Origin of the sequence: Pseudomonas fluorescens NCIMB 11764 (assembly GCF_000293885.2) — a bacterium.
GTDB classification, from domain to species: domain Bacteria; phylum Pseudomonadota; class Gammaproteobacteria; order Pseudomonadales; family Pseudomonadaceae; genus Aquipseudomonas; species Aquipseudomonas fluorescens_B.
Genome location: NZ_CP010945.1, coordinates 6423042 through 6441056, shown reverse-complemented (window position 1 = coordinate 6441056; position 18015 = coordinate 6423042). Strand labels below are relative to the sequence as shown.

The 18015-nt window shown below is 59.5% G+C and carries 17 protein-coding genes; 10 read left to right on the top strand and 7 right to left on the bottom strand.

Annotated features, from left to right (window positions below; all coding sequences use genetic code 11):
• Positions 1-15 precede the first annotated feature (15 nt).
• A complete protein-coding gene (locus B723_RS29280; protein WP_017340205.1) occupies positions 16-1392 on the top strand; it encodes an MFS transporter in 1377 nt (458 codons plus the stop codon).
• Positions 1393-1457: 65 nt separating this feature from the next.
• Here B723_RS29280 and B723_RS29275 read toward each other — a convergent pair whose 3' ends face one another.
• From B723_RS29275 to flgA, 4 genes are all read right to left on the bottom strand, one after another.
• Positions 1458-2204, bottom strand: coding sequence for a flagellar brake protein (locus B723_RS29275; RefSeq protein WP_017340204.1), 747 nt, complete (start codon positions 2202-2204; stop codon positions 1458-1460).
• A gap of 92 nt (positions 2205-2296) precedes the next feature.
• Entirely contained in the window at positions 2297-2764 is a 468-nt protein-coding gene (locus B723_RS29270; RefSeq protein WP_017340203.1) for a flagella synthesis protein FlgN, read from the bottom strand.
• A gap of 48 nt (positions 2765-2812) precedes the next feature.
• Positions 2813-3139: a flagellar biosynthesis anti-sigma factor FlgM gene (flgM, locus tag B723_RS29265; protein WP_017340202.1), complete on the bottom strand. Its 327-nt coding sequence runs from the start codon at positions 3137-3139 to the stop codon at positions 2813-2815.
• Between the two features lie 165 nt (positions 3140-3304).
• Positions 3305-4066: a flagellar basal body P-ring formation chaperone FlgA gene (flgA, locus tag B723_RS29260; RefSeq protein WP_031319070.1), complete on the bottom strand. Its 762-nt coding sequence runs from the start codon at positions 4064-4066 to the stop codon at positions 3305-3307.
• Between the two features lie 81 nt (positions 4067-4147).
• Between flgA and B723_RS29255 the strand changes: the two genes are divergently transcribed.
• The 6 genes from B723_RS29255 (at position 4148) to flgE (ending at position 9283) form a co-directional block, all read left to right on the top strand.
• Entirely contained in the window at positions 4148-5080 is a 933-nt protein-coding gene (locus B723_RS29255; protein ID WP_010457160.1) for a chemotaxis protein CheV, read from the top strand.
• A gap of 46 nt (positions 5081-5126) precedes the next feature.
• Positions 5127-5954, top strand: a complete 828-nt coding sequence (gene cheR, locus B723_RS29250) for a protein-glutamate O-methyltransferase CheR (protein WP_017340200.1) — start codon at positions 5127-5129, stop codon at positions 5952-5954.
• A 367-nt stretch (positions 5955-6321) separates the two neighbouring features.
• Complete coding sequence (flgB, locus tag B723_RS29245) at positions 6322-6729, top strand: flagellar basal body rod protein FlgB (RefSeq protein WP_017340199.1); 408 nt, start codon at positions 6322-6324, stop codon at positions 6727-6729.
• A gap of 3 nt (positions 6730-6732) precedes the next feature.
• Positions 6733-7176, top strand: a complete 444-nt coding sequence (gene flgC, locus B723_RS29240) for a flagellar basal body rod protein FlgC (RefSeq protein ID WP_007937507.1) — start codon at positions 6733-6735, stop codon at positions 7174-7176.
• 15 nt (positions 7177-7191) lie between these two features.
• Positions 7192-7926 carry a flagellar hook assembly protein FlgD gene (flgD, locus tag B723_RS29235; protein WP_017340198.1) on the top strand — a complete coding sequence of 245 codons (735 nt, stop codon included), beginning with the start codon at positions 7192-7194 and terminating at the stop codon, positions 7924-7926.
• A 31-nt stretch (positions 7927-7957) separates the two neighbouring features.
• Positions 7958-9283: a flagellar hook protein FlgE gene (flgE, locus tag B723_RS29230; RefSeq protein ID WP_017340197.1), complete on the top strand. Its 1326-nt coding sequence runs from the start codon at positions 7958-7960 to the stop codon at positions 9281-9283.
• Positions 9284-9517: 234 nt separating this feature from the next.
• Here flgE and B723_RS29225 read toward each other — a convergent pair whose 3' ends face one another.
• A complete protein-coding gene (locus B723_RS29225; protein ID WP_017340196.1) occupies positions 9518-12412 on the bottom strand; it encodes a ribonucleoside-diphosphate reductase subunit alpha in 2895 nt (964 codons plus the stop codon).
• Between the two features lie 737 nt (positions 12413-13149).
• Here B723_RS29225 and B723_RS29220 point away from each other — a divergent pair.
• On the top strand, positions 13150-13872 hold the full coding sequence (locus tag B723_RS29220; protein ID WP_017340195.1) for a response regulator: 723 nt from the start codon (positions 13150-13152) through the stop codon (positions 13870-13872).
• Positions 13869-15479, top strand: coding sequence for an ATP-binding protein (locus B723_RS29215; protein ID WP_017340194.1), 1611 nt, complete (start codon positions 13869-13871; stop codon positions 15477-15479). The genes B723_RS29220 and B723_RS29215 overlap by 4 nt, the downstream gene beginning before the upstream one ends.
• A gap of 21 nt (positions 15480-15500) precedes the next feature.
• Here the strand turns inward: B723_RS29215 and B723_RS29210 are convergent, their stop codons facing one another.
• Together B723_RS29210 and B723_RS29205 are read right to left on the bottom strand one after the other, a co-directional pair.
• Positions 15501-16226 carry a 4'-phosphopantetheinyl transferase family protein gene (locus B723_RS29210; RefSeq protein ID WP_017340193.1) on the bottom strand — a complete coding sequence of 242 codons (726 nt, stop codon included), beginning with the start codon at positions 16224-16226 and terminating at the stop codon, positions 15501-15503.
• Positions 16227-16419: 193 nt separating this feature from the next.
• Positions 16420-17211, bottom strand: a complete 792-nt coding sequence (locus B723_RS29205; RefSeq protein ID WP_017340192.1) for a dienelactone hydrolase family protein — start codon at positions 17209-17211, stop codon at positions 16420-16422.
• Between the two features lie 145 nt (positions 17212-17356).
• Between B723_RS29205 and B723_RS29200 the strand changes: the two genes are divergently transcribed.
• The gene (locus tag B723_RS29200) at positions 17357-17959 is read left to right on the top strand and encodes a membrane protein (protein WP_017340191.1); all 603 of its coding nucleotides are present in this window, start codon (positions 17357-17359) and stop codon (positions 17957-17959) included.
• Positions 17960-18015: the final 56 nt, after the last annotated feature.

Below are 18015 nucleotides of genomic sequence, written 5' to 3'. Positions count from 1 at the left end.
CCGCTCGGAACGCCGATGCGCCAAATCTGGAAACCCTTTCGAGCGCTGTATTTTGCCTCGCTGATGATGTTGATCGGCTCGGGCCTGCTGAGTACTTACCTGGGCTTGCGCCTGGCGGCCGACCATGTCGACAGCCTGTGGGTCGGTGCGTTGATGGCGGCCAACTATTTTGGTCTGGTGCTGGGGGGCAAGATCGGTCACCGGTTGATTGCCCGGGTCGGGCATATCCGCGCCTATTCGGCCTGTGCCGGGATTGTCGGGGCGGCGGTGCTGGGCCATGGCCTGGTGGACTGGCTGCCTGCCTGGATCTTTTTGCGGGTCATCGTCGGCCTCGGCATGATGTGCCAGTACATGGTCATCGAAAGCTGGCTCAATGAGCAGGCCGAAGCCTCGCAACGCGGCACGGTGTTCAGCGGCTACATGATTGCGTCCTACCTGGGGTTGGTGCTGGGGCAATTGATTCTGGTCATGCACCCGGCGCTCGGTCTGGAACTGTTGATGCTGGTCGCCCTGTGCTTTGCCCTGTGCCTGGTGCCGGTGGCCCTGACGCGACGGATTCACCCGGCGCCTCTGCACCCGGCGCCGATGGAGCCGCGGTTCTTCATCAAGCGCGTGCCGCAGTCGTTGAGTACGGTGCTGGGGGCGGGACTGATCATCGGTTCGTTCTACGGTCTGGCGCCGCTGTATGCCTCGCAGCAAGGGCTGTCCACGGAGCAGGTCGGTCTGTTCATGGGTAGCTGCATTTTTGCCGGCCTGCTGGTGCAGTGGCCGTTGGGCTGGTTGTCCGACCGTTATGACCGGGCGCTGTTGATCCGCTGTTTTGCGCTTTTCCTGGCCGTTGCCGCCTTGCCGCTGGCGATCATGAAGCAGGTGCCGCTGGAGGTGCTGTTTATCGCCGGCTTTCTCTGTGCATTGGTGAAGTTTTGCCTGTACCCGTTGGCGGTGGCGTTCTCCAATGACCACGTCGAGGGCGATCGCCGGGTGTCGCTGACGGCGATGTTGCTGGTGACCTACGGTGTCGGTGCCAGTATCGGGCCGCTGGTCGCGGGGGTGCTGATGAAGCTGTTCGGCAGCCAGATGCTCTATGCCTTCTTCAGTTTCTTCGCGTTGGTGCTGGTGTGGCGCATCCGCCCGAAAGCGGTGACCAACCTGCACCAGGTCGACGATGCGCCGCTGCATCACGTTGCCATGCCGGACAGCATGTCGAGTTCGCCGCTGGTGGCTTGCCTTGACCCGCGTGTCGATGAACAGGTGGTGCAGGACCAGATGCAGAGCCCGGTCAATCCTGAGCCGAGCCCTGAGCCGGAGACTGAGACTGAGACACCCACCACACCGTCTCCAGAAGACCCTGACACGGGGCGTGAGCAAAGCTTCACCGAGGCCAGGCCTTAAAACCCGGGCATAAAAAAACGGGCAGTCACCGCAAAGGGGCTGCCCGTTTTTTATGCCGCTTCGAATTACATGTCGTCTTTGTCGAAGCGTCGAGCTTCGCGCTGGAGCTGATAGACGAAGCGCTCGACCTGACGCTGCACCAGGCCGCTCATGTTGTGAAAGCGGATGCCGGCGAAGGTGGTGGAGATTTTTTCTTCGAAGTGCAGGTAGCGCAGTTCGACCGGTGCCGTCATCTTGCCAAAGGGCAGGGCGGCGGAGAAACGGTCGTAGACCTGGCCCAGTTGCAGGCTGCCGGTAATGTCGCCGTCGAAGCGCAACTTGCAGCCGGTGGCAGAGATATCCAGCAGCTTGCCGCTGATCGGTGCCTTGAGCTTTTCACCGTCCAGATCGACGTTGACCAATTGGGCCAGCTTCAATGCCGCGCGAAAGGCATTGCGGCGCTGGTGATAGACCACTTCATCCGGCAGCGGGCCGCGATAGCAGCGACTGTCACCGGATTCATCGATGGTCAGTTGACCGTTGCTTTCCCAGGCGATGCGCACGCCTTCGTGGAAGCCTTCGACCTTGAACGGTTCGCCCGCCAGCATGAAGCGTTCGCCGTCACGCGGGATCATTTCGTCGAGCGCGATGGTGCGACCTTCGCGGTCCACGTCCACCAGATAGCTCTGAAAGCGCTGAGTGCGCTCATGGAACGTGATGATCAGCGGATCATGGCTTTCTTGCAGTTGGCGCAGGTTGCCGGAGATTTCCAATGGCGTGGTAAGCACCTTGGGTGGCTGCGGGGCATCTTCCGCGGTTAAGGCATTGGACACGGTTCATCAATCTCCAGACAAAATATGACTACGGCTGGCCAGTATATTGCCAGCATGTTGCGAGTCTTGATAGGGCGTGGTCATCGGAAGGCTCAAGCCTGACTGAGCGGGCGTGGCTTCGCAAGCTTGGCGGTTGATCCGCGGGCATCATAAAGGGCTGGCGGTTCGCCGCCGGTGAGGATTTTCAGCTGGTTGGCCGTGGCGGCCTGCTGGACCAGGATCGACTGGCCATTATTGGCGTTCGCCGCCTGGCATTGAGCCAGAAGGTCGGTCAGCACATCGCTCTGCGCCAGCAACTCTTCGCCGATGCTCGAGTGGCTGGCCAGTTGCTCCAGACCGTTGCGATTCAGCGGAAGATTGAGGCTGGCGAGGATTTCACTGCGCTTGCGGCCATGCTGTTCGAGCAGAATGATCAATGCCTGTTTCTGCGCCAGAATATCTTCGAGCAGTGGCATGTCACGACCGTGCAAGGCGATGGACTCGGTTTGCAGTAACTCCAGCAAATGTTGCGCTGGAGCAAAGTCGTCGGTGATCAGTTGCAGTAAGTTAGTGTCGTGCATGGCTGGCCTTGGGTTTTAAGCGTCCAAAAGCCTGGCGCGGGCCGTAGCCTAGCGCTGGGCTTCGAAGTTGAGCAGTTTGCTGGCTACACGGTTGCTGTCGACTTTGTAGCTGCCATCGGCAATCGCTGCTTTCAACTCGGCCACGCGGGCTTTGTCGACGGCAGGCTGATCGCGCAGCTTGTCAGTGACCTGTTGCAACTGTTGAGCCTCATTGCTGAGGTGTACCGATTCCCCGCTTTTGACGGTACTGGCCTGTTCGGCCGGGGTATTCAGCGGCGCGGATTTGCCGGCTTCGGCGGTTTCCTTGGCAACGCTGGTACGTGTACTGCCCGTAAGTGACGAGGAGCTGTTCAAACGGCTGAAATCGATGACCATGGTAAAAAACCTCTGAGTATTTGGACGCTTGCCATGTTTTCGGCTCTCCCTGCGAAAACTTTAGACCCATTTATCAATGAGCCTGCATGCGCCAGCACTTCTCCTGCATGCGGCACAGTTTAGGGAACAGTCCCGGGCAACGCCACTTCTTCAGGAACAGGGTGCCTACATAGACACTTCCACCTGGCCCGGCGCGGTGACCTGCGCCTTGATGACCCGCTTGGAGTTGAGGTTTTTCACGCGAATCTGCTCGCTCATACCGCCATTGGACAAGGCTTCGCCGGGCATTCGCACGCTGAGCGTGCCACTGCGGGCGGTAATCACCACTTGATCGCCCTTGCGAATGACTTCCGCCTGTTCGAGGTGTACGAGGGTAATCACCTGGTCGGCGACCATTGGTCGGGTAAGTCGCAGGCCGATCGCCTGGTCGAGGGTCGTCAGGTAGCCCTGGTTGATCAGGCTGATATCGCGTTCACGCAGGAGCACGTCAGCGGGCTCGACAATGTCGGCGCGGCGCAGCGGGCGGGTGGTGGTCACGACATCGCGAAACAGGCGGACTTGAGCGGGTACGAACACCGTCCAGGGGGAGGTTCCTTCACAGCGAACCTTGACCGTGACCCGGCCCAGCGGCTTGGCCGGGCTCTCGAGACTGGCTGTCAATTCCTTGTCGCACATGGGCATGCGCAGTCGCGGATCGAGCTGGTTGACCTGGATTTCGTAGCGACCTTCCGTTTGACTGGTTGCCAGATAGTCCTCTACGGTGAATTCAAGAAAGCCCTGGGTGACGCCGATAAGCATGTCAGGCAAGGTAACCGCGTCAGCAAGGGCAGGGCTGCCAGCGTTGAACAGGCAAACGGCCGACATTGCACAGAGCAGTCTGCGTAAGGGTGATGTCAGGCGTCGGAAAAATGTCGGTTCTGTGTTCATAAGAGTTAAAAAGCAAGCGCCGTGCCGTTTAGTGATGAATGTGCGTCGCAACACACTTAGCGTTGGTGTAGGAGTCTGGGCATGGCTGGTGTAATGGATTCGGTAAACCAGCGCACGCAACTGGTAGGGCAGAATCGCCTGGAGCTGTTGTTGTTCCGTCTCGACGGCCAGCAGCTGTACGGGATCAACGTGTTCAAGGTTCGCGAGGTGCTGCAATGCCCCAAGCTGACCCTGATGCCCAAGTCCAGTCCTGTCGTGTGCGGTGTGGCAAATATCCGGGGGGCGACCATTCCGATCCTTGATCTGGCAATGGCGACCGGTTCCGGAGCGCTGAAAGATCAAAGCAATCCCTTCGTGATCATCACGGAGTACAACACCAAGACCCAGGGTTTCCTGGTGCGCTCGGTGGAACGTATCGTCAACATGAACTGGGAGGAGATTCATCCGCCTCCCAAGGGTACCGGGCGCGATCATTACCTGACGGCTGTGACTCGGGTCGACAATCAGTTAGTCGAAATCATCGACGTCGAGAAGGTCCTGGCGGAAGTGGCGCCGACACCGGAAGCGATTTCTGTCGGTGTGGTCGATGTCGAGACCCAGCACAAGGCGCTGTCGCTGCGGGTGCTGACGGTCGATGATTCGTCGGTGGCGCGCAAGCAGGTCACGCGTTGCCTGCAGACGGTTGGTGTCGAAGTGGTGGCGTTGAACGACGGACGGCAAGCGCTGGATTACCTGCGCAAACTGGTCGACGAGGGCAAGAAGCCGGAAGAAGAGTTCCTGATGATGATTTCCGACATCGAGATGCCGGAAATGGACGGGTACACCCTGACGGCGGAAATCCGCAACGACCCTCGCATGCAAAAGCTTCATATCATCCTGCATACTTCGTTGTCGGGTGTGTTCAATCAGGCGATGGTCAAGAAAGTCGGTGCCGATGACTTCCTGGCCAAATTCCGTCCTGATGACCTGGCATCCCGGGTAGTCGACCGGATCAAAGCAGCAGATATCAGCTAGGGGCCTTCTGCCCCTGGTGGTTAACACGATTTAAGAGGCGGCATCATTGTCTACGGGTAATTTGGATTTCGAACAGTTCCGGGTCTTCCTGGAAAAAGCCTGTGGCATTTTGCTCGGTGAAAACAAGCAGTACCTGGTCTCGAGCCGTCTCAACAAACTGATGGAACAGCAAGGCATCAAGTCCCTGGGTGAGCTGGTCCAGCGCATCCAGACTCAGCCGCGCAGCGGTTTGCGCGAGCTGGTGGTCGATGCCATGACGACCAACGAAACCCTGTGGTTTCGTGACACCTATCCGTTTGAAGTCTTGAAGAACAAGGTACTGCCCGAAGCAATCAAGGCAGCTCCCGGCCAGCGTCTGCGGATCTGGTCGGCGGCGTGCTCGTCGGGGCAGGAACCGTATTCGCTGTCGATGTCCATCGACGAGTTCGAGCGGGTCAACATGGGCCAGTTGAAGATGGGTGTGCAGATCGTTGCCACTGATTTGTCCAGCACCATGCTGACCAACTGCAAGACCGGCGAGTACGACAGCCTGGCCATCGGTCGCGGTCTGTCGCCCGAGCGCCTGCAGCGTTACTTCGACCCGAAGGGGCCGGGGCGCTGGGCCATCAAGGCACCGATCAAGAGCCGGGTGGAGTTTCGCTCGTTCAACCTGCTGGACAGCTACGCGAGCCTCGGCAAGTTCGACATCGTGTTTTGCCGCAACGTGTTGATCTACTTCTCCGCCGAGGTGAAGAAGGACATCCTGTTGCGCATCCACAGCACGCTGAAGCCGGGCGGTTATCTGTTCCTCGGCGCATCCGAAGCGCTGAACGGTTTGCCGGATCATTACCAGATGGTCCAGTGCAGTCCGGGGATCATTTACCAGGCGAAGTGATGGGTTGGCAGTATCAAAAAACGGGAGTCCTTAGAGGGCTCCCGTTTTTTTTTGCCCGATGATTGCCCTGACATCGCCACGATCCCCCGTGGGAGCGAGCCTGCTCGCGATGGCGTAGTGTCAGCCAACATAAATGTTTCTGTTACACCGTTATCGCGAGCAGGCTCGCTCCCACAGGGGATAGTGGTGTTCTTTAGAGGGTGATAAGCGGCAGAAAAGCGGCAGGCGGCGGAAACCCGTTGCCGCTTTTCTGGCATTGCCGCCTTGCCCCTGCCCGCAAAGCCCCGGTTTACGGGCTTTTTTAAATTGGCACGCCGCTTGCTATGTCCATCGTACGAAAAATCAGGTCACCCGAAGGTTTCCCGACATGAGCATCAGCTTCGATAAAGCGCTCGGTATCCATGAACAAGCCCTGGGCTTCCGCGCCCAGCGTGCCGAAGTCCTGGCCAACAACATCGCCAACGCCGACACCCCGAACTACAAGGCTCGGGATCTGGACTTCTCGAAAGTGCTCGCCGAGCAGAGCGAGAAAACCAAGAACGGCACTTTCGCCTTGAACATGACCAACAACCGTCATATCGAAGCCGAAGGCCTGGGCAATGGCGACGAGTCGCTGCTGTATCGCACGCCGATGCAACCGTCGATCGACCAGAACACCGTGGACGCCCAACTGGAACAGTCGAACTACGCGGAAAACGCGGTCAACTTCCAGGCCAGCTTCACCCTGCTCAACAGCAAATTCAAAGGGCTGATCTCAGCCCTGCGCGGAGAGTAAGTCATGTCTCTATCCAGTGTTTTCAACATTGCCGGTAGCGGCATGAGTGCGCAAACCACGCGCTTGAACACCGTGGCCTCGAACATCGCCAACGCCGAAACCGTCTCGTCGAGCATCGACCAGACCTATCGCGCCCGCCACCCGGTGTTCGCCACCATGTTCCAGGGCGGACAGAGCGGCGGCAGCGATTCGCTGTTCCAGAACCAGGACGCCGCAGGCCAGGGCGTGCAAGTGCTGGGCGTGGTCGAAGACCAGAGCAACCTGGAAGCCCGCTACGAACCGAACCATCCGGCGGCTGACGCCAAGGGCTACGTCTATTACCCGAATGTGAACGTGGTGGAAGAAATGGCCGACATGATTTCCGCGAGCCGTTCGTTCCAGACCAATGCCGAAATGATGAACACCGCCAAAACCATGATGCAGAAGGTCCTGACCCTCGGTCAGTGATAAGGGGCGACTCAGATGAGTGTTACCGATACCACCAGCGGCCTTAGCCTCAATGACATCCTGGCCAACTCTTCGATCAAGACCAACACCAGTGCCGATGGCCTGGCGTCCGCGACGAACAGCGCGACCGGCAAAAAGGCCTTGGGCAAGGACGCGTTCCTGCAACTGCTGGTGACACAGCTGAAGAACCAGAACCCGCTGGAGCCGCAGGACAACGGCGAGTTCGTTGCCCAGCTGGCGCAGTTCAGCAGCCTGGAAGGCATTACCACGCTCAACGACACCGTGGGTGGTCTGGCGAACAACCTGGCGGGCAGTTTGAGCTCGTCCCAGGCGTTGCAAGCATCGTCGCTGGTGGGCCGTTCGGTCATCGCGCCGGGCGACAAGGCGGTGGTCGACACCACCAAGAGCTTCACCGGCACAGTCGCCGTGCCTGCAGCCGCCGATCCGGTCAAGGTCAAGATCACCGATGCCGATGGCAAGTTGATCCGCACCATCGACCTGGGCAGTCAGAAAACGGGCAGCGCCAGCTTCATCTGGGACGGCAAGAACGATGCCGGCGAAGTGGCCAAGGCGGGTACGTACACCTTCTCCGCCACTGCGACTTACGACAGCAAGGCGACTTCGCTGGTCACTTACCTGCCGGCCACTGTCACCAGCGTGACCATCAGCCAGACCGGCGGTGAGTTGATGCTCAATCTGGCCGGCCTGGGCAGCGTTGCCCTGTCCAAAGTACAAACCATTGGTATGTAGAGCCGACTAACACGGCACAAAGGAGTGGAATATGTCTTTCAATATCGGCCTTAGCGGTCTCTATGCAGCCAACAAACAACTGGACGTGACCGGCAACAACATCGCCAACGTCGCGACCACCGGTTTCAAATCGTCCCGTGCGGAATTCGAAGACGTTTACTCGGCCACCAAGCTGGGTTCCGGCAGCAAAGTCATCGGTAACGGTGTGCGCCTGGCCAACGTTTCCCAACAGTTCACCCAGGGCGACGTCAACAACACCGGCAACGTGCTGGACATGGGCATCAACGGTTCCGGCTTCTTCGTACTGAGCGACAACGGCTCGCTGTCCTATACCCGTGCCGGTACGTTCAAGGTCGACAAGGACGGTTACGTCACCAACAGCGATGGTTCTGCGCGTTTGCAGGGTTATGGCGTGGATGCCAATGGCAAGATCCTCAATGGCGTTTTGACTGACCTGCGCATTGATACATCAAACCTGGCACCGAAAGTCACCACCACCGTTTCGTCGACGATCAACCTGAAATCCACTGAGCCGAACATCGACCAGGTTGCCAATCCGTTCGACCCGAGCAAGCAAGAGACCTTCACCAAGCAATTCAGCACCCGGGTTTACGATACTCAGGGTAACGAGCACATCATGGATCAATTCATGGTGAAGACAGGTGCGAACACCTGGAAAGCCTACACCCTGATCGATGGCCGCAACCCCAATGGTACAGACCCTAGTCCTACCGCAGTTCCGCTGAACCTGCCGGTCGCTTCGACCATGGTGTTCGACACCTCGGGCAACCTGGTATCGGTGACTACCCCTGCCGTCCCATTGCCTATCGTTAGTCCTGACCTGAAGATCACTGGCTGGGTTCCCGGTACCGTGACCAACGGCGTGTGGGCAGCCAACGGCGCCGCCGCCGACCCGGCCGGTATAACTGTCTCCATGGCCAAAACCACACAGTACAACGCCGACACCGCGCGTTCGATTCCTGCGCAGAACGGTTACGCCACCGGCCAGATCACCAACCTGACCATCGACAGCAGCGGTATCATGCTGGCCAACTTCAGCAACAGCCAGACCAAGGCGATCGGCCAGATCTCGCTCGCCAGCTTCACCAACGAGCAAGGTCTGCAGCCAGTGGGCGGCACCAGCTGGAAAGAAACCTTCGCGTCGGGTATCCCGGGCTACGATGCGCCGAACACCGGCACCTTGGGCGAGATCCACTCCAACTCTCTGGAAGAGTCCAACGTCAACCTGACCAGCGAACTGGTCGACCTGATCAAGGCGCAGAGCAACTACCAGGCGAACGCCAAGACCATCTCGACTCAAAGCACCATCATGCAGACCATCATTCAGATGACCTGATGCGGGTTGCCTGATTGCTGCAAAAAGAACCCCTCGCAAGAGGGGTTTTTTTTGGGCTGGGGTTTGTCTCGGGTGCAGGATTTTGTGTTGTCAGGTCGGGCCTCTTCGCGGGCTTGCCCGCGATGGCGTTGGACCGGCCACCACATTTCCATGGGCAAAAGAAAACCCCCGACCAATCCAGAGGACTGATCGGGGGTTGTTGAGTAAGCGCCTTTCAGCGCCTACCGGCTCGGCTTATTGGCAAGCTTCGCAATCCGGCTCGTCGATGGCGCACGCCTTCGGCACTGGAGCCGGGCCGGCAGGAGCAGCCAGGACCGAATCTTCACCGTGGTTGCCGCCGCTGGAAACAGCGTTCAGCTTGCCGGTGTTGATGGTCGACTTCTCGGTGCTGGTCGCGGCCAGGGCACGGAGGTAGTAAGTGGTTTTCAGACCACGGTACCAGGCCATGCGGTAGGTCACGTCCAGCTTCTTGCCCGAAGCGCCGGCGATGTACAGGTTCAACGACTGAGCCTGGTCGATCCACTTTTGACGACGGCTTGCCGCGTCGACGATCCACTTGGTGTCCACTTCGAACGCGGTCGCGTAGAGCTCTTTGAGTTCTTGCGGGATGCGCTCGATCTGCTGCACCGAACCGTCGTAGTACTTCAGGTCGTTGATCATGACCGCGTCCCACAGACCGCGAGCCTTCAGGTCGCGAACCAGGTACGGGTTGATCACGGTGAATTCGCCCGACAGGTTCGATTTCACGTAGAGGTTCTGGTAGGTCGGTTCGATCGACTGCGATACGCCGGTGATGTTGGCGATGGTCGCGGTCGGTGCGATGGCCATGATGTTGGAGTTACGAATGCCTTTCTGAACACGGGCGCGAACCGGTGCCCAGTCCAGGGATTCGTTCAGGTCAACATCGATGTACTTCTGGCCACGCTGCTCGATCAGGATCTGTTGCGAATCCAGCGGCAGGATGCCTTTGGACCACAGCGAACCCTGGAACGTCTCGTAGGCGCCGCGCTCATCGGCCAGGTCGCAGGACGCCTGGATCGCGTAGTAGCTGACCGCTTCCATCGACTTGTCGGCGAACTCGACGGCCGCATCGGAACCGTAAGGAATGTGCTGCAGGTACAGCGCGTCCTGGAAGCCCATGATGCCCAGACCGACCGGACGGTGCTTGAAGTTGGAATTCTTCGCTTGTGGCACCGAGTAGTAGTTGATGTCGATCACGTTATCGAGCATGCGAACAGCGGTGTTCACGGTGCGTTCCAGCTTGGCGGTGTCCAGCTTGCCGTTGACGATGTGGTTCGGCAGGTTGATCGAGCCCAGGTTGCAAACGGCGATCTCGTCCTTGTTGGTGTTCAAGGTGATCTCGGTGCACAGGTTCGAGCTGTGGACCACGCCGACGTGCTGCTGCGGGCTGCGCAGGTTGCACGGGTCTTTGAAGGTCAGCCATGGGTGGCCGGTTTCAAACAGCATGGAGAGCATTTTGCGCCACAGGTCTTTGGCCTGGATGGTCTTGAACAGCTTGACCTTGCCCGGGTACTCGGTCAGGGCTTCGTAGTACTCGTAACGCTCTTCGAAAGCCTTGCCGGTCAGGTCGTGCAGGTCCGGAACTTCGGACGGCGAGAACAGGGTCCACTTGCCGTCATCGAAGACGCGCTTCATGAACAGGTCAGGGATCCAGTTGGCGGTGTTCATGTCGTGGGTACGACGACGATCATCACCGGTGTTCTTGCGGAGTTCGATGAACTCCTCGATGTCCATGTGCCAGGTTTCCAGGTAGGCACACACAGCGCCTTTGCGCTTGCCACCCTGGTTGACGGCAACGGCGGTGTCGTTCACTACTTTCAGGAACGGCACGACGCCCTGGGATTTGCCGTTGGTGCCCTTGATGTAAGAGCCCAGCGCACGAACCGGGGTCCAGTCGTTGCCCAGGCCGCCGGCGAATTTCGACAACATGGCGTTGTCGTGGATCGCGTGGTAGATGCCCGACAGGTCATCCGGCACGGTGGTCAGGTAGCAGCTCGACAGCTGTGGACGCAGGGTGCCGGCGTTGAACAGGGTCGGGGTCGAGGACATGTAGTCGAAGGACGACAACAGGTTGTAGAACTCGATCGCACGGTCTTCTTTCTGCTTCTCTTCGATCGCCAGGCCCATGGCCACGCGCATGAAGAAGATTTGCGGCAGTTCGAAGCGGATACCGTCCTTGTGGATGAAGTAACGGTCGTACAGGGTTTGCAGGCCCAGGTAAGTGAACTGCTGGTCACGCTCGTGGTTGATCGCCTTGCCGAGTTTTTCCAGGTCGAAAGTAGCCAGGACCGGGTTCAGCAATTCGAATTCGATACCCTTGGCGATGTACGCAGGCAGCGCCTTGGCGTACAGGTCGACCATTTCATGGTGGGTCGCGCTGTCGGCGACGCCCAGGAAGCCCAGGCCTTCGGCACGCAGGGTGTCCATCAGTAGGCGGGCGGTCACGAACGAGTAGTTCGGCTCACGCTCGACCAGGGTGCGGGCGGTCATGACCAGGGCGGTGTTGACGTCAGTCAGGGCCACGCCGTCGTACAGGTTCTTCAGGGTTTCGCGCTGGATCAGGTCGCCGTCGACTTCTTCCAGGCCTTCGCATGCTTCGGTGACGATGGTGTTCAGGCGACCCATGTCCAAAGGTGCAAAGGTGCCATCGGCGCGGGTGATGCGGATCGAAGGATGAGCGTTGACCGTTTCTTCTGCCGGGGCGTGGGCAGCGCGTTGTTTCGAACGACCGTCACGGTAGATCACATAGTCGCGGGCCACTTTCTGCTCGCCGGCACGCATCAGGGCCAGTTCGACCTGGTCCTGGATTTCTTCGATGTGGATGGTGCCACCCGACGGCATGCGACGCTTGAAGGTTGCGGTGACCTGTTCGGTCAGGCGGGCAACGGTGTCATGGATTCGCGACGAAGCGGCAGCGGTGCCGCCCTCAACTGCGAGAAACGCTTTGGTGATCGCGACGGTGATCTTGTCATCGGTGTAAGGAACGACAGTGCCGTTACGCTTGATCACGCGCAGCTGGCCAGGCGCGGTGGCGGACAGATCCGAAGTCGAATCAGCGGCCTGCGGCAAGGTGCCCTGCGGGTTCTCGCGAGTTGTGTCGGTTTGCATGGGGGGTTGTCTCCACATTCTCTATGTTTGTTTGGGCACCATCACGGTGCCCACCGTTCCGTCCTGAAGCACTACAACCGGCGGGGCCGGGCATACCAACTTCGGGACAGATCAGGAAGGGGGCTATTGGGGCGCCGCTTCCATGCCGAAGTCTTTGGTCCCAGGCCTTGAGCCTGACACCGGAATCCTTTTGGGTGACAGTAATTGACTGCAACACCCGTACCGTTAACGCCGTTTTCGGCTCAAAAACAGTAGCCATCCGCACGCGCGGTTTGGTCTTTCGAAAATACGTTTGGTTCAACCGGACAGAGGCAATAAAAGCGCTTGAAATCGGTGTCCGGTTTGTGTTTGGTTTTTGGCGTAAAACCCTACATGTAGGGTTTTTTTTGCGCCGGGGTACAAGATAATGCGTTTTGGAGGGTGTTGCAACGTACTACCTGTGGATAAACCTGTGCGTAAATTGTGTGTGAAACAGGGAACCGGCGTGCAGGCCGCGACGCTGCGGGATCGGACCTTTCTTCACCGGTTTTCAATGATCGAAAACGCCTGATCAGATTTTTAAGGGCGCGAACCCTATCACAAAAAACCGGCGTGTCCGAACGCATTTGCCGGCTTGTGTTCTGGACGAGTGACGTTTATACAATCGGCCGGTACATACGCATTCTTATCCTCCCCAATCATTACAAAAAGACGGGCGGATCCTTCCTTATAAGTGTTGTTGGCAAGCAGAGGTCACCGTGGAGCAAGAAGCCTGGCAGGTATTGATTGTCGAAGACGACCAGCGTCTGGCCGAACTGACCCGCGATTACCTGGAAGCCAACGGCCTGCGCGTGTCGATCGAGGGCAATGGCGCCTTGGCCGCGGCCCGCATCATCAAGGAGAAACCGGACCTGGTGATCCTCGACCTGATGCTGCCGGGCGAAGACGGCCTGAGCATTTGCCGCAAGGTCCGCGACAAGTTCGACGGCCCGATCCTGATGCTCACCGCCCGCACCGATGACACCGATCAGATCCTCGGTCTCGACCTGGGTGCCGACGACTACGTGTGCAAACCGGTGCGCCCGCGCTTGCTGCTGGCCCGTATCCAGGCGTTGCTGCGCCGCAGTGAAACACCTGAGCCGGTCACGGAAAAACAACGACGTCTGCAATTCGGCCCGCTGGTGGTCGACAACGCGCTGCGTGAAGCCTGGCTGCATGACAACGGTATCGAATTGACCAGTGCCGAGTTCGATCTGCTGTGGCTGCTGGTGGCCAACGCCGGACGCATCCTGTCTCGCGAAGAAATTTTTACCGCCCTGCGCGGCATCGGCTACGACGGCCAGGATCGCTCCATCGATGTGCGCATTTCGCGCATCCGGCCGAAGATCGGTGACGACCCGGACCATCCCCGGCTGATCAAGACCATTCGCAGCAAAGGTTATCTGTTCGTGCCTGAAGCCTGCGTAGATCCCTCGCTGTGAATTCGATCTTCCTGCGCATCTATGGCGGCATGTGCGCGGCGCTGATTCTGGTGGCGGTGCTCGGCGTGCTGGCCTTGCACCTGCTCAACCAGGTGCGCAGCGAGCAATACCGAGAGCGCCTGGCCCACGGCACGTTCTCGTTGATGGCCGACAACCTGCAACCCATGAACGAAACCCAGCGTCATCGTGCCTTGCTGGTGTGGGAGCGGCTGCTGGGTATTCCCCTGGCGCTGAAAACCTTCGCCCAGACTGACCTCGATCTGACCCAGCGCACCCGCGTGCTGCGCGGCCAGGCGCTGGTGGAACAGACCGGCCCCCATGCGGCGAAGGTATATCGACTGGTCAGCGACAAGGAACAGTTGGTGCTCACCGGCGAGGTGCAGCAGATCAGCGAGCAACTGGCCCGGGCGACGATTTACTTGCTCGCCGATGAGCTGGTGCGGGTGCCGGTGGCCGAGCAGCCCAGGCGCCTGGCGCAGATAAAGGAAGAGAAAGGCTTCGGTTTCGATCTGCGGCTGGTCACGGTGGGGGAGGCCGACATGGATGAAGACCAGAGCCGCCGCGTGGCCGAAGGCGATACGGTGATGGCGCTGGGCAAGGAGGGTGATTCGATCCGGGTGTTTGCCGGCATGGTCGGCACCCCGTGGGTGCTGGAAATCGGTCCGCTGTACCAGATGAATCCTTACCCGCCGGAATGGCTGGTGCTGATTGCGGCCCTCGGCTTGAGCCTGATCGGTTTGATCGTCTATTTACTGGTGCGTCAACTGGAGCGCCGTTTGCGTGGCCTCGAAGCGGCCGCCACGCGCATCGCCAAAGGCAGCCTGGAAACCCGCGTGCCGGCCCGTGGTGCGGATTCGGTCGGGCGCCTGGCGTCGGCGTTCAATGACATGGCCGAGCACCTGCAACAGTTGCTGGCGGTTCAGCGGGAACTGGTGCGCGCGGTGTCACACGAGTTGCGCACGCCGGTGGCGCGCCTGCGGTTTGGCCTGGAGATGATCGGCTCGGCCACTACCCCCCAGGCTTTGGAGAAATATTGCGAAGGCATGGACCACGACATCGAGGATCTCGACCGGTTGGTGGACGAGATGCTCACCTACGCGCGGCTGGAACAGGGTTCGCCGGCGCTGAATTTCCAACGTATCGATCTGGATGCGCTGGTCAATCAGGTGATCGAAGAGTTGGCGCCACTGCGCGCCGACGTCACGGTGCAGCGCGGGTTGTGCCTGTCGGCGGCCGATTGTGACGACGCCTGGGTCGAAGCCGAGCCTCGCTATTTGCACCGGGCGATTCAGAACCTGGTGAGCAACGCCATGCGCCATGCTCAATCGCGGGTGACCGTGAGTTATCAGGTGGGGCAGCAGCGGTGCCGGGTGGATATAGAAGACGATGGGCCAGGCGTTCCCGAATCGGCGTGGGAGAAAATCTTTACGCCGTTCCTGCGACTGGATGACAGCAGAACCCGCGCGTCGGGCGGGCATGGGTTGGGCTTGTCGATCGTACGGCGGATCATCCATTGGCATGACGGCCGGGCGTTGATCAGCAAGAGCAAGAGTCTGGGCGGGGCTTGCTTTAGCCTGAGTTGGCCGCGCAATCAGGAAAAGCGTTGAGATCCCGAACACCGAAAAACCTCAGGCCTTGATACTGACCAGACTCAACAACTGCCTATCCATCATGCCAAACTGCGCATTCAGTTCAGTACCGTCGCGCCACTCACTGGACAGGTCGGTCAGCAACCGCAACCGCACCTCACCGCCCTCGCTCCACTCCAGCACTTCGGCATGCTCAAAATAAAACCGCTGCTGCACGATCGGGTAGAGCGCCTTGAACAGACTTTCCTTCACTGAAAACGTCAGTGTCACCAGCATCGCCAGTTGATCCCGAGGCCCGGCGGCCATGCGCCGTATTTCCGCTGGCGTCAGAATCTCCCCGGCCAGGCGTTCCGCCCGTTCAGGGGTGAGCAGGTTTTCCAGGTCCATGCCCAAGCCGCGCCAATGGGTTTTCCGCGCGACAATCGCCGCCGCCCGGCCGGTGGTGTGGGTGATCGAGCCGCTGATGTGCGCAGGCCAGACCGGCGCCCGATCGTCACCAATGGCCGGCACGACATTCAGCCCTTCCAGCTGTTGCAGTGCGGCTCGCGCGCAAATCCGCCCGGCCAGGAATTCTGCCTGACGCTTGGCGACTGAGCGCTGGATAGTCGCGGGTGGCTCGATGGCACTGCGCTGGAAATCATCGATGGCCAGTTGCGAAGTGTCGAATTGCGTGCTGAGCATCACCGTATCTGGCAGCACAAACGGCAGCGGCCAATGGGTATTGAGCGGGGTGCAGCAAGCGGGCAGGGCGGGGAGGGCATTCATGTCGGGCATTTTGCCGGGTTGGCTGGGTACTGGGTAGTAGTTGGGTGTTTTTGTGGCGAGGGAGCTTGCTCCCGCTCGGCTGCGAAGCAGTCGTAAACCAGCAAATACAGTCTGTCTGACGTTATGCGATTGCAGGTTTGGGGCTGCTACGCAGCCCAGCGGGAGCAAGCTCCCTCGCCACAGAGGTTTTTGTTCAGCTAAAAATCTTCTTGAAGAACGCCTGCATGTCCGCCCACGACTTTTCATCCGCGGCCTTGTTGTAACCAATATCCGGACCGCCATGATCGCCATGGCCCAGGCGATCCGCGTCCGGGTTGCTGAACCCGTGCTTGGCCCCCTCAAGGCTGACGAATTGGTAATCGGCTCCGGCCTTATCCATCTCGGCCTTGAACGCCGCCACGTTATCCGCCGTGACCATGCTGTCCAGCGCCCCGTGCTCGACCAGGATTTTTGCCTTCACGCTGCCCGGGGTCGCCGGCGCTTTTGTCGCCAGCGCGCCGTGGAAACTCACGACGCCCGCCAGTGGCAAGCCTTGACGTGCCGCATTCAGTACCACCGCGCCGCCAAAGCAATAACCAATGGCAGCCACTTTGTCCGGGTCGGTTTGCGCCTGTTTCTTCAACAGATCGAGCCCGGCCTGAAAGCGGGCGCTGGACGCAGCGCTGTCTTTCAACGCGGCCTGCATGAACGCCATGGCGTCCTTGGGATGTTCGGTGTTCTTGCCGTCGCCGTACATGTCGATGGCCAGCGCGCTGTAACCCAAACCGGCCAGATCACGGGCGCGACGCTTGGTGTAGTCGTTGAGCCCCCACCACTCGTGCACCACCACCACGCCCGGGCGTGGGCCTTTGATCGCGTCGTCGTAGGCGTAATAACCGATCAGCTTCGTGCCGTCGGGGCTCTGATAAGGAATCTCCTGAGTCTTGATGGCGGCCTGACTGAGCCCGCTCAAGGCCAGTAACAGCAAAGCGAGGAATACGCGCATGGTCGGATCTCCTGCAGAAAGTGGTTAAAACAGCCGGTGCGATTCGGTTCAGCTCAGGTTCAGAGTGCGTTCAGGGGGAGTTCAGGGCCAGGTGAGTAACCTTGCGCCATACCCGAAAAGCACAAGCGCATGAGGAAACTTCCCGATGACTACCTTCAAGAAACTGCTTCTGGCTTTCACCGTCTTGGGTGCAAGCGTAGCCGCCCACGCGGCGGACGATAACTTTGCCAGCCTTACTTTTGGACAGACCAGCGACAAGGTCAAAAAGTCCAACGCCCTGAACACCAACCTCAACAACCCGAACGCCGACGGCGTGATCGGCAAGGACAATACCTGGGGATTGCGTCTGGGCCAGCAAAACAGCCAGGGCCGCTACTACGCCACTTACGACAACGTGTCGGGCTCGCACAATGGCATTAAACTGCGTCAGGAAAACCTGCTGGGCAGCTACGATCTGTTCTATCCGGTGGGCGGCAGCACCCAACTGTTTGGCGGCGCCACGGCCGGTCTGACCAAACTGACCCAGGATTCCCCAGGCTTCAGCCGCGACAGCAACATCGGTTACGCCGTCGGCGGCCAGTTGGGTGTGTTGCAACAGGTTTCGCAAAACACCTCGGTCGAACTGGGTTACCGTTACCTGCGCAGCAATGCCAGCACCGAGATGAGCGAGCGCGGTGGCAGCAAACAGGGCTCGCTGGACCTGACCAGCAGCGCCCAGACATACCTGTCCGCCAACTACGCTTTCTGAGAGGCATTGCCAGTCAGATAAGCGCAATCCATGTGGGGGCGGGCTTGCCCGCTCCC

Coding starts and splice junctions, on each gene's coding strand:
- B723_RS29270 (WP_017340203.1), bottom strand. CDS start 2,764: ATGCACGACACTAACTTACTGCAACTGATCACCGACGACTTTGCTCCA.
- B723_RS29205 (WP_017340192.1), bottom strand. CDS start 17,211: ATGCGCGTATTCCTCGCTTTGCTGTTACTGGCCTTGAGCGGGCTCAGT.
- flgE (WP_017340197.1), top strand. CDS start 7,958: ATGTCTTTCAATATCGGCCTTAGCGGTCTCTATGCAGCCAACAAACAA.
- flgB (WP_017340199.1), top strand. CDS start 6,322: ATGAGCATCAGCTTCGATAAAGCGCTCGGTATCCATGAACAAGCCCTG.
- flgM (WP_017340202.1), bottom strand. CDS start 3,139: ATGGTCATCGATTTCAGCCGTTTGAACAGCTCCTCGTCACTTACGGGC.
- flgA (WP_031319070.1), bottom strand. CDS start 4,066: ATGAACACAGAACCGACATTTTTCCGACGCCTGACATCACCCTTACGC.
- flgC (WP_007937507.1), top strand. CDS start 6,733: ATGTCTCTATCCAGTGTTTTCAACATTGCCGGTAGCGGCATGAGTGCG.
- B723_RS29200 (WP_017340191.1), top strand. CDS start 17,357: ATGACTACCTTCAAGAAACTGCTTCTGGCTTTCACCGTCTTGGGTGCA.
- B723_RS29210 (WP_017340193.1), bottom strand. CDS start 16,226: ATGAATGCCCTCCCCGCCCTGCCCGCTTGCTGCACCCCGCTCAATACC.
- flgD (WP_017340198.1), top strand. CDS start 7,192: ATGAGTGTTACCGATACCACCAGCGGCCTTAGCCTCAATGACATCCTG.
- B723_RS29280 (WP_017340205.1), top strand. CDS start 16: ATGCGCCAAATCTGGAAACCCTTTCGAGCGCTGTATTTTGCCTCGCTG.
- B723_RS29225 (WP_017340196.1), bottom strand. CDS start 12,412: ATGCAAACCGACACAACTCGCGAGAACCCGCAGGGCACCTTGCCGCAG.
- B723_RS29255 (WP_010457160.1), top strand. CDS start 4,148: ATGGCTGGTGTAATGGATTCGGTAAACCAGCGCACGCAACTGGTAGGG.